At 44.3% G+C, this 13,255-nt stretch carries 15 protein-coding genes; 9 read left to right on the forward strand and 6 right to left on the reverse strand.

The window, feature by feature from the left end:
• Nucleotides 1–122 precede the first annotated feature (122 nt).
• The gene (locus tag LKO26_RS04635; RefSeq protein ID WP_227586677.1) at nucleotides 123–578 is read left to right on the forward strand and encodes an MFS transporter; all 456 of its coding nucleotides are present in this window, start codon (nucleotides 123–125) and stop codon (nucleotides 576–578) included.
• A gap of 119 nt (nucleotides 579–697) precedes the next feature.
• Here the strand turns inward: LKO26_RS04635 and LKO26_RS04640 are convergent, their stop codons facing one another.
• Nucleotides 698–958 carry a hypothetical protein gene (locus tag LKO26_RS04640; protein WP_227586678.1) on the reverse strand — a complete coding sequence of 87 codons (261 nt, stop codon included), beginning with the start codon at nucleotides 956–958 and terminating at the stop codon, nucleotides 698–700.
• A 2-nt stretch (nucleotides 959–960) separates the two neighbouring features.
• On the opposite strand from LKO26_RS04640, the gene LKO26_RS04645 reads away from it, so the two are divergent.
• Nucleotides 961–2,127 carry a M20 aminoacylase family protein gene (locus tag LKO26_RS04645; RefSeq protein WP_227586679.1) on the forward strand — a complete coding sequence of 389 codons (1,167 nt, stop codon included), beginning with the start codon at nucleotides 961–963 and terminating at the stop codon, nucleotides 2,125–2,127.
• 67 nt (nucleotides 2,128–2,194) lie between these two features.
• Complete coding sequence (locus tag LKO26_RS04650; RefSeq protein ID WP_227586680.1) at nucleotides 2,195–2,359, forward strand: hypothetical protein; 165 nt, start codon at nucleotides 2,195–2,197, stop codon at nucleotides 2,357–2,359.
• Nucleotides 2,360–2,529: 170 nt separating this feature from the next.
• Here LKO26_RS04650 and LKO26_RS04655 read toward each other — a convergent pair whose 3' ends face one another.
• From LKO26_RS04655 to LKO26_RS04675, 5 genes are all read right to left on the reverse strand, one after another.
• Nucleotides 2,530–3,096, reverse strand: a complete 567-nt coding sequence (locus LKO26_RS04655; RefSeq protein ID WP_227586681.1) for a DUF3365 domain-containing protein — start codon at nucleotides 3,094–3,096, stop codon at nucleotides 2,530–2,532.
• A 2-nt stretch (nucleotides 3,097–3,098) separates the two neighbouring features.
• Nucleotides 3,099–3,332: a hypothetical protein gene (locus LKO26_RS04660; protein WP_227586682.1), complete on the reverse strand. Its 234-nt coding sequence runs from the start codon at nucleotides 3,330–3,332 to the stop codon at nucleotides 3,099–3,101.
• 236 nt (nucleotides 3,333–3,568) lie between these two features.
• On the reverse strand, nucleotides 3,569–3,856 hold the full coding sequence (locus LKO26_RS04665) for a hypothetical protein (protein ID WP_227586683.1): 288 nt from the start codon (nucleotides 3,854–3,856) through the stop codon (nucleotides 3,569–3,571).
• A 143-nt stretch (nucleotides 3,857–3,999) separates the two neighbouring features.
• Nucleotides 4,000–4,983 carry a leucine-rich repeat domain-containing protein gene (locus LKO26_RS04670; RefSeq protein WP_227586684.1) on the reverse strand — a complete coding sequence of 328 codons (984 nt, stop codon included), beginning with the start codon at nucleotides 4,981–4,983 and terminating at the stop codon, nucleotides 4,000–4,002.
• Nucleotides 4,980–5,795 carry an alpha/beta hydrolase gene (locus LKO26_RS04675; RefSeq protein ID WP_227586685.1) on the reverse strand — a complete coding sequence of 272 codons (816 nt, stop codon included), beginning with the start codon at nucleotides 5,793–5,795 and terminating at the stop codon, nucleotides 4,980–4,982. The genes LKO26_RS04670 and LKO26_RS04675 overlap by 4 nt, the downstream gene beginning before the upstream one ends.
• Nucleotides 5,796–6,183: 388 nt before the next feature.
• Here LKO26_RS04675 and LKO26_RS04680 point away from each other — a divergent pair, with 388 nt between their 5' ends.
• From LKO26_RS04680 to LKO26_RS04705, 6 genes are all read left to right on the forward strand, one after another.
• The gene (locus LKO26_RS04680) at nucleotides 6,184–8,082 is read left to right on the forward strand and encodes a DNA topoisomerase IV subunit B (RefSeq protein ID WP_227586686.1); all 1,899 of its coding nucleotides are present in this window, start codon (nucleotides 6,184–6,186) and stop codon (nucleotides 8,080–8,082) included.
• 34 nt (nucleotides 8,083–8,116) lie between these two features.
• Nucleotides 8,117–10,696 carry a DNA gyrase/topoisomerase IV subunit A gene (locus LKO26_RS04685; RefSeq protein ID WP_227586687.1) on the forward strand — a complete coding sequence of 860 codons (2,580 nt, stop codon included), beginning with the start codon at nucleotides 8,117–8,119 and terminating at the stop codon, nucleotides 10,694–10,696.
• A gap of 21 nt (nucleotides 10,697–10,717) precedes the next feature.
• The gene (locus LKO26_RS04690; protein ID WP_227586688.1) at nucleotides 10,718–11,374 is read left to right on the forward strand and encodes a rhomboid family intramembrane serine protease; all 657 of its coding nucleotides are present in this window, start codon (nucleotides 10,718–10,720) and stop codon (nucleotides 11,372–11,374) included.
• A 2-nt stretch (nucleotides 11,375–11,376) separates the two neighbouring features.
• Complete coding sequence (locus LKO26_RS04695) at nucleotides 11,377–11,523, forward strand: hypothetical protein (protein ID WP_227586689.1); 147 nt, start codon at nucleotides 11,377–11,379, stop codon at nucleotides 11,521–11,523.
• Nucleotides 11,524–11,549: 26 nt separating this feature from the next.
• Entirely contained in the window at nucleotides 11,550–12,170 is a 621-nt protein-coding gene (locus LKO26_RS04700) for a hypothetical protein (RefSeq protein ID WP_227586690.1), read from the forward strand.
• 165 nt (nucleotides 12,171–12,335) lie between these two features.
• Nucleotides 12,336–13,255 (forward strand): RHS repeat domain-containing protein (locus tag LKO26_RS04705; RefSeq protein WP_227586691.1); only part of this gene is annotated, 920 nt, incomplete at its 3' end.

Consider the following 13,255-nt stretch of genomic DNA (forward strand, 5'->3'; position numbering starts at 1 on the left):
ACAGATGCGGCTTCAGGCCGCTTTTTTTGTGGTGAAGAATGCTGTTCCAGGCGGCTTCAGGCATTTAACAATAAAATAATTCACGCAACACTCTATTCAATCGGAAAATTCAGTAATTTTAGATGGATATTCAGAAGGATTACAGAGTTCCCCTGAAATCAATTATTGTATCAGAATTCCATATGAATAAAACTACCGAAAACGTACCGGGAGACCGGGTGCTGCTGGGGTTTATCCTCGCTGTACTGACCTTCTGGCTTTTTGCCAATTCCATGATGAATATGGCACCTACCATGAGCAGAGATTTGGGAATTGCCATCAATACCATGAATATTGCCGTATCCCTGGCCGCTTTGTTTTCAGGCGTGTTTGTAGTGGTATTCGGTGGTTTTACAGATCATTTCGGCCGGGTAAAGGTCCTGAGGATTGGTTTGTATCTCAGCATTTTGGGCTCATTAATTATCGCGGTCATTCCTCAGGGAACTGTCGCTTCACCCATGTTGCTTACAGCACGTGCTCTACAGGGACTTTCTGCAGCATGTATCATGCCCCACCAACGTAATGGCCGGTTCCTATAAAATTCAGGCGGTTATTTCGTATAGGCTGTTCGGTCTCGGTCTGGCATTTTTGCGACTCCTTCTACCGATGCAGCTTTATCCAATCTGCCCGATTCGCAGGCGGGTTCCGGTTCCGGAATTTATAAAATGGCCTCTTCTCTGGGTGCAGCCATAGGAGTGGCAGTCTCTGCTTCCATTTTTACAGCACTCACGGGAGACGGTTCCCGTGCGGTATGGGAAGGCGGAATGATTGAGTTGTGGGCCGCCAGGATAATCTGGCCGTACGGCAGGCTGCGATGGTGGCATTGGGTGTCAATCTGGTCATGGTCATTGCTGCTATTATTTCCATTGCGCTCACTATTCCCAAACAGAATAAGGTTTAAAATCGTAAAAAAAATCAACAATGAAATCAACACTCGAAATACTTAAAGAAAGACATCCGGAAATGAAAATGTGGATGGAGGCCATGCACCGCCAGCCGGAGTTGTCTATGAATGAGGAGAAAACTTCTGCATATATCGCTGAAACCCTGAAATCCTTCGGAGCCTTTGAAGTATCGGAGGGAATTGGCCAATACGGAATTGTAGCTTCTCTGAAAGTGGGCAACAGTAATAAATCCATCGGAATACGGGCAGATTTTGATGCGCTTCCCATACAGGAGGATAATGATTTGCCTTACAAAAGTGAATTAGCCGGGAAGTCCCACCTTTGCGGACATGATGGTCATACCACCATGTTGCTGGCGGCTGCAAAATACCTGGCTGAAACTCAGAATTTTGATGGGACTGTCCGCCTGATTTTTCAGCCGGGCGAAGAAACCATGCAAGGTGGTCCGGCAATGATTGCAGACGGCTTATTTGAAAAATTTCCGGTAGATGCGGTGTACGCCATGCACAATATCCCGGGATTGCCGGTGGGTAAGTTTCATTTCCGGGAGGGACCCACCATGTCTGCGGTAGACAACTGGGAAATAGAACTTACCGGTAAGGGCGGACATGGCTCTATGCCGGAATTGGCTGTAGATCCTTTGGTGTGCGGAGCAGCTGTGGTCATGGCACTGCAGACCATTGTTTCGCGCAACGTATCCCCATGGAAGCAGACGGTGGTCAATGTAGGCTCGTTTCAGTCGGGGAATGCCGGTAATGTGGTTCCGCAGAATGCCGTGCTGAAGCTGAGCATCAGAAATATGGATAATGAGGTACGAAAGATGGTGCTGGATAAAATACGGAGCATCACCAGGGCACAGGCAGAATCTTTCGGTTGTACCTGGGAAATCCGTGAAGGAATACCCGGGACAGTTCTGGTAAACACAGCCAAAGAAACCGAATGGGCTGCCACGGTAGCCGAAGAAGTATTTGGCAGTGAAAATGTTATCCGCAATACGGAGCCCATGATGAGCAGTGAAGATTTTGCCTTTATGCTGGAACAGCGGCCTGGCAGTTACTGTATGCTGGGGAACGGTGAAGGCTTTATGGTGCACCACCCGAAGTACGTTTTCAATCAGGATATTTTGCCGGTGGGCGCTGCTTATTGGGTTTCTCTGGTTGAAAATTATCTGAAACCGGATTAAACTTTAAAAATTTTCACTAAATTTGATACGATTCATTATTCTTATCCTAACCTGAAAACCGCCAGTCATGAGTTATGTAATCGTCCCTGTTTTATTGTCCCTGGTATTTGTAGGATATCTGATGTACCTGCTGCTGATTAAGAAAGACCGGAAAAATTTCAAAGCAGTGGTCTTTCCGGGTCTGTTTTTCATAGCGGTGTGGATTCTTTTTTACATGTTCCTGCTGAAGTAAAATTCCGTTAATAAAGAATAGACTTAAAAGAAAACCTCCTTTTCTGTTGTAGAAAGGAGGTTTTGTAATTTGTAAAATTGATTCTAAATCCAAAGCGCAGTCTGCCATAGATTTGCCCGTGGCTGAATTTACGTTTTGTGAAGTAAAATTTTAGTGTTCAGGTTTGGTTTTTATTTGAGTTTTATTTTCCACATGCCGCGCAGATCCCCTTGCAGATATCCTATAGCTTTATCATGCGGATATTTTCCGGCAATGGCTTCCCGGGTCTCCGGGCTGATGTCTGTTTCCGTACCATGGCATTGTAAACATGCAGGCAATTGGGTGTGAATGGCTTTGTAATAGTACACTTCTCCTTGATGGTTCTGATTGATAAAGTCCTCTTCGCCCGATTGAATTCTTTGCCAGGCATCCCGGTCGTCTTCGGACCGTATGGCATTGTCAGGGTTGCGGTTTTTATCGCTCAACCGATGTATTTGGGTGTGTCTTATTGCAGAAATACTGTCTGTGAGAGGTGTTGCGGCAATGTTGCAAAACTCCACGGCGTGTGCTGGTCCGCCTTCTTTTATGGCTTGTGCCACGCTCAGAAGCAGGATGTTTTGTGTTTCCGCAGAAATACTGCTGCCTGTTTCCATCATCGCTTTGTTTTCTTCCGCAGAAATTGGTTTCATATTTTCGTGGCAGCTCAGCAGAACTACAGCCAGCGGTAGCATGCTCAAAATTTTAATCAGTTTCCTCATCTTTATTTTATTTCGTTATAGGTGATGGATTCATTTGCAGTATCTGTTTTTCCTGCGGTGGTGTCGCAGGCTCCGGTGTCGCAACAGTTTCTGTTGAGCAGAGGCAAGAGTGTAAGTGCGGCTCCTGTAAAGATAAATAGCCATTCCCGGTCTGCTATGCCAGCAATTAAAATGAAAAGTCCGGCACAGAGTCTCACTACCCGCAGAATCTTCCATTGTTTCAGATATTCTTTCATCAGTTCTGATTTATTTTCAGGTTCATAAATAGTTCATGAGTCGCAGAGACACTCTGATAAAGCAAAAGCCAAATATCCTGAATTATCCATAGGTTATAGATTAATGCTGCAAAGTTGCGGGAATATTTATAAAGATACCGCTACTTTTGTTACAGAACAAAAAGAAATCTCCTTTTCTGTTGCGGAAAAGGAGGCAGCATTATGAATGGGATTTATCAATTTACTTTGCTGACGGGCTATGAAGATTGTAGTATATCTTCGTCACAGATTAATGTGTCAAATTGCAATTGCAACTGTGTGCTGAGGCCGTCAAAATTTATCCATTTATAATTGGTGAGGATAAAGGCATTTCCATTATCAAGCTGAACCCATTCATCTATTCCCTTTGCGGCGTTTTTCACGTCACGTTTAGCTGTCAATCCGATTGGTGCAGCATAATTTCGATCTTTTATAATCAAACGGCATTTATCAAGCTGATATAAATACTCTGCCTGACTTTTATTTAAAATTGAAGAAGTAGTCATGGTGTTCAATAGTCTACTGACTTTAGCAGGCGACATGGAACTTTGTGAAAAAAGTATTGAACATGGAAATAAAACAGAAAAAATAATCAAGAAAAATTTCATAAGTTATCATCAATTGTTACAAATTTAAGAAATTAGAAGTGTTACTCCACATCTTTCCCGTTGAAAATCCGGGTATGTGGCATTTTCTTTTTCAGTTCAGACAGTTGCTCATCCGTCAGTTTGGTGCCGCTTACCAAAAGGGTTTCCAGATTCTTCAGGCGGATGATGTTTTCGGGAAGTTTGGCAATAGAGGTGTAACTGAGGTTCAATAGTTTCAGGCTTTCAAGGTTTCCGATGCTTGCCGGAAGCGCAGTGAGCGGATTATTACTTAGTTCCAGTGCTTCCAGCTTACTGAGTTTGCCGATTTCGGGAGGTAAGGTCTTTAGTTTATTGTCCGAAAGGGAAAGCATCGTAAGTTCCGCAAGATTTCCGGTTTCCTTGGGGATATTTTCCAGTCCGTTATGGTCCAGGATCAGATTTTTCAGTCCCGATAACTGTCCAATGGATTTCGGCAGGGTTTTTATTCCCGTAAATTCATTGGCAGGACTGCCGGGTTTTACGCTCCGGTAACTGTTTGAAATCTCCAGACGGGTCAGTTGGTGCAACTGGCCTATTTCTGCCGGAACTTCCTGTATGGGAAGGTATTGTAAGTTCAAACCTTCCAGTTTTTGCAGCTTTTTGATTTGAGCAGGAATGGTGGCCACCGGATTTTTCCGGAGTACGAAATATTTGAGTTCAGCAAGCTGAAAGACAGAAGCCGGTATTTCTGTAATTCCGGTTTCGGAGATCTGCAGGGTATGTAATTGTTGAAAATCTTCCGAAAGCTGAAGGCTGGTCAGTTTGGGCGATTGCGATATGTTGATGACCGTCAGCATTTTGTTTTCCGCAGCGATTTTTTCCGTGGGAAATTCGCTGATATTCTGTAATCTGAGCCGTCCCTGTTTAATCATCCGGTTCAGGTCCGCTTCTGTGGTGGGCCGGGGCATCTGGTGCGGATCGGCATCACGGCCGGGCATTTGTGCGGGCAAGGGTATGGCGGTGCTCAGAAAAATTGCTGACAGCATCGCGAGGCGTAATTTTTTCATTTTTGAGGGTTTAGAGTCCAGATCAGTGCTTTTTCTTTGGTGGCACGGAAAATCGTATGATGTTGCTCCCGGGGTTCCGGCGAGTAGTGCCATTGCAGATTGGCTGGAGCTGATTGTTGTAATTTTTCGCTTAAAACTTTGGTTACTTTTGCAATGTCGCGTGCCTTTGAGCCGGCAAACCAGAATTTCTTCCTGCTGTCCCGGGGCATATTCTTCAGATGTTCCGGTGCTGATTTCACCAGTTCCTGATTGTTCCACCAGAGAGAAGGGTCAAATGCAATATAAAAATCAAAAAGATCCGGAGAAGTCATCAGGGTTTCCACCACAAATAATCCGGCCAGCGACTCACCGATAATGCCACGTTCGGCAGTGGTGGTGTATCTCTTGTCAATTTCCGGAATCAGTTCTTCACGAATGAAATCGCGGAATTGATCTGAGCCGCCCACCACGGGTGCAATTTCCCGGTCTTTGGCTACCGCTGTGAAGCCAGTAAGATCACGGCGCCGCTCCGTATTTTCGATGCCCACCAGCATCACCGGCTTTATTTTCTTGTCGTTCACCAGTTGGGCCAGCGTATTGGCAATATGCGGAAAATCCTCTTTTATGCCGCCATCCGGCATATACAAAACCGGCAGTGCTTCCTTTTTAGAGCCTTCCGGAATCCAGATATTGAGGGTGCGCATTTCCTTCAGCTGTACAGAATTCAGTTGAAATGTATCGTGTGCGGGAATGGGGTCTGCCGGCGTCTGAGCCTGCGAGCAGCTGCAGATGCTGAGCAGCAAGCTGAAGAAGATGAGGTGGAGGTTTTTCATATTTTGTTTGGAATTATATGTTTTAAGCATATTGTTTATTTTCTGATATCAGAAATTAACTGATCAATCCGGAATCAGGTATTTAATTCGGACGTTTCTCCGGATCAGCATTCGTCACCATTTTTTTATATAAAGTCAAACAGTTAAATATTTTATTCATACAATCAAATAAAAATGGTTTTTTCTTCAATCAAATATACTTAAATTCAAATAAGAATGGAATTTTTCTGGCAGAACCACTTGCTTAAATAAAAGTAATTGTGAGTCATCCGGTTAAGTCCATTAAAAATGCAGGAATCCCCAACTATTTTTCCACAAAACTTTCATTAAATTTTGCAAAACGTTATATTTGTAGGTTATTGATTTTATAAGAGATGAAAAGCAATTTATGAGCGAAAACAATACTGTACAATATACCGAAGACAATATAAAAACGCTGGAACCACGCGAGCACGTGAGGCTGCGTCCCGGGATGTATATCGGGAAACTGGGCGATGGTTCCTCTGTAGATGACGGTATCTATATCCTGCTGAAGGAAGTCATAGATAACTCTATAGACGAATTCCGGATGAAGCACGGAAAAAAAATTGAAGTTAAAATTAAAGACGGCAAAGTGACCATCCGCGATTATGGAAGGGGGATTCCGCTGGGCAAAATTGTAGAGGTAGTGTCCATTATGAATACCGGCGGGAAGTATGATGACGGTGCCTTTAAAAAATCTATCGGTCTGAACGGGGTGGGAACCAAGGCGGTAAATTTCCTCTCTGAATATTTCCAGGTAAAATCTGTGCGTGATGGTAAAATGCGCCGCGCAGAGTTCCGCGAAGGTAAACTTTCTGAAGTGCATGATGAGGTGGACACCTCTGAACGAAACGGTACGGAAATTACCTTTATTCCGGATGATTCCATCTTTGTGAATTATAAATTCCGGGCAGAATATGTGGAACGCATGCTGCGGAACTATACCTACCTGAACCTGGGACTGAAAGTGTACTTCAACGGGGAAGTCTTTGAGTCGCAGAATGGTCTGAAGGATCTGCTGGAAGAGGAAATAGACGGAGATATTGTGTATCCCATTATCCACATTAAAGACGAGGATATGGAAGTGGCGCTTACGCACTCTGACCGGTCACAGTCTGAAACCTATTTTTCCTTCGTAAACGGACAATATACCTCGCAGGGAGGGACGCACCTGAATGCCTTCAAGGAGGCTTATGTGAAAACCATTCGTGAGTTTTACGGCAAAACCTTTGAAGCGGCAGACATCCGCAAAGCCATTATTGGTGCGGTGTACATCAACGTGGGCAATCCGGTTTTTGAGTCGCAGACCAAAACCAAACTGGGATCTACCACCATGGGCCAGGACAAAAATGGCAATGAGCTGGAGACCATCAAGACTTTCATGATCAATTACATGAAAAGCAAACTGGACAATTACCTGCACCAGCATCCGGAGGTAGCCGAGGCCTTGCAAAAGAAAATCCTGATTTCTGAGCGGGAACGCAAGGAACTTTCGGGCATTCAGAAGCTGGCACGGGAACGTGCGAAAAAAGTGTCACTGCACAATAAAAAACTGCGGGACTGCCGGCAACATTATAATGACCAAAAAGCAGAGCGCAAAGCCGAGTCTCAGATTTTCATTACCGAGGGAGATTCTGCTTCGGGATCCATTACCAAATCCAGAGATGTGGAAACCCAGGCGGTGTTTTCCCTGCGCGGGAAGCCGCTGAACTCCTACGGTTTAACCAAACGGGTGGTGTATGAGAATGAGGAATTTAACCTGCTGCAGGCCGCTTTGAATATTGAGGATTCACTGGAGGATCTAAGGTACAACCAGGTGATTATTGCTACGGATGCCGATGTGGATGGAATGCACATTCGCCTGCTGATGATTACGTTTTTCCTGCAATTTTTCCCGGATCTCATTAAAAATGGTCACCTCTACATTCTGCAGACGCCACTGTTCCGGGTGCGCAATAAAAAAGAAACCCGCTATTGCTACAGTGATGCCGAGCGTATAAAAGCCCTGAACGAATTGGGCAAAAACCCCGAAATCACCCGTTTTAAAGGTTTGGGAGAGATTTCTCCGGATGAGTTCAAGCATTTCATTGGCAAAGACATCCGTCTGGAACCGGTAGTGCTGGGCAAGGACCAGACCATTGATCAGTTGCTGGAATTCTATATGGGAAAAAATACGCCGGACCGTCAGAGTTTCATCCTCTCCAATCTGGTGGTAGAAGATCCGGATATCAACAAAAAAGAGGCGCTGGAGGACGTCGAAGTTTAAAAGAAAAATTAAAGTCAATCTGACACCGAAATAAATGACAGAAGATCAACAACACGAAGAAGGAAGTTTGAAAAAAGTTTCCGGTCTGTACAAGGACTGGTTTCTGGATTATGCATCGTATGTAATTCTGGACCGCGCCATCCCGTCTGTGTTTGACGGTTTCAAACCTGTACAGCGCCGCATCATGCATTCCATGCGCGAGCTGGAAGACGGCCGCTACAATAAAGTGGCGAATATTGTGGGAAATACCATGAAGTATCACCCGCATGGAGATGCCTCCATTACCGATGCCATGGTGCAGATCGGCCAGAAGGAACTGCTGATAGACACCCAGGGAAACTGGGGGAATATTTTCACCGGAGATTCCGCCGCCGCCGCCCGTTATATCGAGGCGCGTCTTACTCCGTTTGCGCTGGAAGTAGTCTTTAACCCCAAAACCACAGACTGGGCAAAATCCTATGACGGCCGGAATAATGAACCCATTGATTTGCCGGTAAAGTTTCCGCTGCTGCTGGCACAGGGAGTGGAAGGAATCGGGGTGGGGCTTTCTACCAAAATTCTTCCGCATAATTTCAATGAGCTCATCCAGGCATCCATAGCTTACCTCAAAGGAAAGAAATTTCAGATATTTCCCGATTTTATAACCGGCGGAATGCTGGATGTTTCGGAATATAACGATGGCGAGCGCGGGGGCAGGGTGCGGGCACGTGCCAGAATTGCGCAGCGCGACAAAAACATGCTGGTCATTACCGAACTGCCGTTTTCCAAAACCACGGGAGACCTCATAGACAGCATTGTAAAAGCTACCGAACGGGGAAAAATCAAGATTAAAAAGATAGAAGACAACACCTCAGACAAGGTGGAAATTCTGATTCACCTGACCAATGATGTGTCGCCGGATAAAACCATAGACGCCCTGTATGCCTTTACCGATTGTCAGGTGTCCATTTCGCCGAATGCCTGTGTGATTGTGGGCGATAAACCGATGTTCCTGAATGTTTCGGAGATTCTGCGGATGAATACCGATCATACCGTTTCGCTGCTGAAAAAAGAACTGGAGATAGAACTGCACGAGCTGCAGGAAAGTTGGCATTTTGCTTCACTGGAAAGAATTTTCATAGAAAACCGGATTTATCATGACATAGAAGAGGTGAAAAGCTGGGAAGAAGTGCTGACCACCATAGATGAAGGACTGAAGCCGCATACTGCACATTTGCTGCGGGCGGTGACCGAAGAAGATATTCTGAAGCTTACCGAAATCCGGATTAAAAGAATTTCACGCTTTGACCTGGATAAATTCAAGGAAACCATAGCGGCGCTGGAGGGCAAGATAGAACAGTGCAAATACAACCTGGAAAATCTGATTCCGTACGCCATTGAATACTTTCAGAATATTCAGAAAAAATACGGCAAAGACAAGGAACGCAGAACAGAAATCCGGGTGTTTGATAATATAGATGCTACCAAAGTGGCCGTGGCCAATGAAAAATTCTACGCCAATTTTGAGGAAGGTTTCATCGGGACTTCACTGAGAAAAGATCAGTACCTGTTTGACTGTTCGGATATAGATGACATCATCACCTTCCGGAAAGACGGAACCATGAAAGTGGTAAAGGTGGAGCCCAAAACATTCATTGGGAAAGATATTTTGCATGTCGCCATCTGGAAAAAAGGCGATACCCGCACCGTTTATAATATGATTTACCGGGAGGGCCGGGAAGGGCCGTATTATATGAAGCGCTTCTCGGTGACCAGCATTACCCGGAATACCGATTACCCGCTGGCATCTGATGCAAAAGGTTCTCAGGTTTTGTATTTCTCGGCCAATCCCAACGGGGAAGCCGAGTTGGTTTCTGTACTTCTGAAGCCTAATGCCAGAGTGCGGAAAAATAAAATAGACATTGATTTCTCTGATCTCGCCATCAAGGGAAGAAATTCCCGCGGGAATCTGGTGACCAAATATGCCGTGAAAAAAGTGGATCTGAAAGAAGAAGGCCACTCTACACTGGCACCACGGAAAATCTGGTTTGATGAAACTGTGCGTCGCCTGAATGTGGATGGGCGCGGAACCCTGCTGGGCAGCTTCCGGGGAGATGACCGGATTCTGACCATTAATAATAACGGTGAAGCCAAACTTGTTTCATTTGATCTGATGAACCGTTTTGATGATGAATATCTGGTGCTGGAGAAATGGGTGGCAGACCAGCCGCTGACCTGTATTTACTTTGATGGCGAAAAGGAAATTTACTTCATCAAGCGTTTTCTGCTGGAACCTACGGCCAATGTGCAGTATTTCGTGCCGTCTGAACATCCCAAAACTTTCATTGAGCAGATCATTACGGCGCCCAATGCTTCGGCGGAGATTATTTTTGCCAAAGAAAAAGACAAACAGCGCGATCCTGAACAGGTGAACATAGACGAGTTTATTTCGGTGAAAGGCATCAAGGCCATTGGCAACCAGCTTACGAAGCACAAAGTAAAAACCATTAACATCACCGTTCCCGAGCCGGAAGAAGAGCCGGTGCCGGAAGAGGAACCGGAACATGAACACCCGGACCACGGTGCTCCGGAAGACGATGGCGAAGGAACCATAGGCAGTCTGTTTGACGAATAATAAGAATCTGAAAAATAAAAAATGAGTTATATTTTAATACTGGTAATTGCGGTGACGGCGGTCATTAGTTTTGTGGCGTTCAATAACCACACATTGTTTGAGAAGTATAAATTTAACGTAGGCGCCATCCGGCGGGACAAAGAGTACATCCGCCTCCTTTCTGCAGGTTTTCTCCATGCAGATCTGATGCATTTGCTGTTCAATATGATTACGCTCTATTTTTTCGGGCCCATTGTGCTGCAGGCGTTTGGCGTGGCCGGATTTCTGGCGGTGTACTTCGGGTCGGTCATTTTGGGAAATGTATTTTCGCTCTACCTGTATCAGAACCAGTCCTGGTATTCTGCCATAGGAGCCAGCGGTGGCGTTTCCGGGATTTTGTTTGCGGCCATTGCGGTGTATCCGCATCTGGAACTGTATCTGTTTTTCATCCCGATTCCCATTAAAGGATATATTTTCGGGGTGCTGTACTTCGGGTATTCCGTGTATATGATGCTGAATCCGCGGCAGGGCGACAATATTGGTCATGCTGCCCATCTGGGGGGAGCATTCTTCGGGTTGGTGTATGCAGTAGCCACCATGCCGGAGCTGGCCATGAGCAACAGCCTGTACCTGGGAGTGATGTCCCTTCCGTTATTGTATATGGCGTATATGGTTTTTGTGCGGAAGAAAATCGGGTAGGGTTGATAAAACAGAAAACAGATTCCGTACATCAGAATCCTGTAGAAGTCGGATTGGTTTTTAGGGCAGAAGATGAGCCACACGAAAGGATTCGTGCGGCAGCGCGGGAAAACTGTAAGTCCGAAATTACCGCAAACCGGTCAGATTAAATTACCCAAGTTAATTCCATTTTAATATGAAGTCTTCCCTATTTATAGTATTGTTGTTATGTTCACACATAGTTTTCGCCCAAGACCGTTTGGGTTTTGTAAGAGATGAAAAGGTGAAAAAAGAAATACAAAATAGTATTGAGTTTTTCACTAAAACGAAGTTGATACCGATTGAAATAAAATATAAAACTGTATTTATATCCTTCTATTTTGAAGAATTATTAGAAGTTGAAAATTTAAGTGTTTCTTATTCAACCTACACCCCTACACAATTTGCTATATTAAGTAATAGAGGACAGTTTGAAACTTCTCCTGCCAATAAGATTCTTTATTTTAACTACTCGCCTTCTATTGTTTTGGTATTTGAAAATGGATTTAAGAATTTAGATCAACAAAGAATGGCATTTCTATCGGAGCAATTTTGTATTAATGAAGAAAACGTTATGGATTTTGAATATTTTAAGTTTCAGAAAGGAAATGAAATTACTGCAGATATTGTCGAAAATTTCATCAGATTAGATAAGATAGATGGAGAATATGTACCTACTCGGCTCAGTACATTTGATTTAAAAACTTTCGTAGAGGTCTGGTACGGAATTGATGTAAGTGAAATTTCAGTAAAGCACAAGAAGAACAAAGGAGAATAAAAGTGTTAGTGATGTATCAAACGTTGGTGTAAAATTAAATATAACGGCAACATAGCAGAAATAGACTGGAAAAACGCACAAGATGGCGTTCTGAAAAGATATACCTACCAGTATGACCCTCTGAACCGCCTTCTGAAAGGCAGTTATGCAGAACCCAATGCCACTGTGCCGCAGAACAATTTTTATAATGAAGAACTGTCTTATGACCTGAACGGGAATATCCTTTCCCTGCAGCGCAACGCCAAATCTTTTTACACAAATATGGCAGAACAGATAGACAACCTTTCCTATACCTACACCGGCAACAGGCTGAACACGGTTACAGACGCATCTGCCAACTACCAGGGCTACCCGGATACCTCCGGAACCCCAATGACCTATGATGCCAATGGCAATATGACCAAACATGAGGATAAGGGAATTCTGAATATCAGTTACAATTTTTTGAACTTGCCAAAAGACATCTTGTTTAATCAGGAATATATTGTGCGCGAACCCGGGGAATTTGATCAGATCAAAAATGTAAGCAGCACCTACCTTTATCGTGCAGATGGCACCAAACTCCGGAAAAACTACGCCTATGGAGTAAAAGGTACAGAGAAAATCAAAACCACAGAATATCTGGATGGCTTTCAATACGAAGTAACAAACAGTGCGGTGCAGATTCTACAGTTTGTGCCTACTGCAGAGGGCTATTTTGATTTTGTAAAAAATGCATATATTTACCACTATGCAGACCACTTGGACAAACAAGTGAAAAGCACAGCTTTTCACGCAGTTTGCGAGCGTAGCTCAGTAAGATTAAGTTACTTTAAAAGTGGAAGCAGCGCAGCAGTTCTGGAAGAAAACAGTTATTACCCATTTGGTTTACAGCATATTAATGCACTTTCCGTTAGCTCTTATAAGTACAAGTACAACGGCAAGGAGCTGCAAGAGACCGGGATGTATGATTACGGAGCGAGATTTTATATGCCGGATGCTGTAATTTGGGGACAACACGACCCACTTGCTGAAGTTTCAAGAAGGTTTTCGCCATACGCCTACGCTTTTAATAATCCTATTCGATACATTGACCCAGATGGTAG

It is taken from the genome of Chryseobacterium sp. MFBS3-17 (genome assembly GCF_020687745.1).
Classification (GTDB): domain Bacteria; phylum Bacteroidota; class Bacteroidia; order Flavobacteriales; family Weeksellaceae; genus Marnyiella.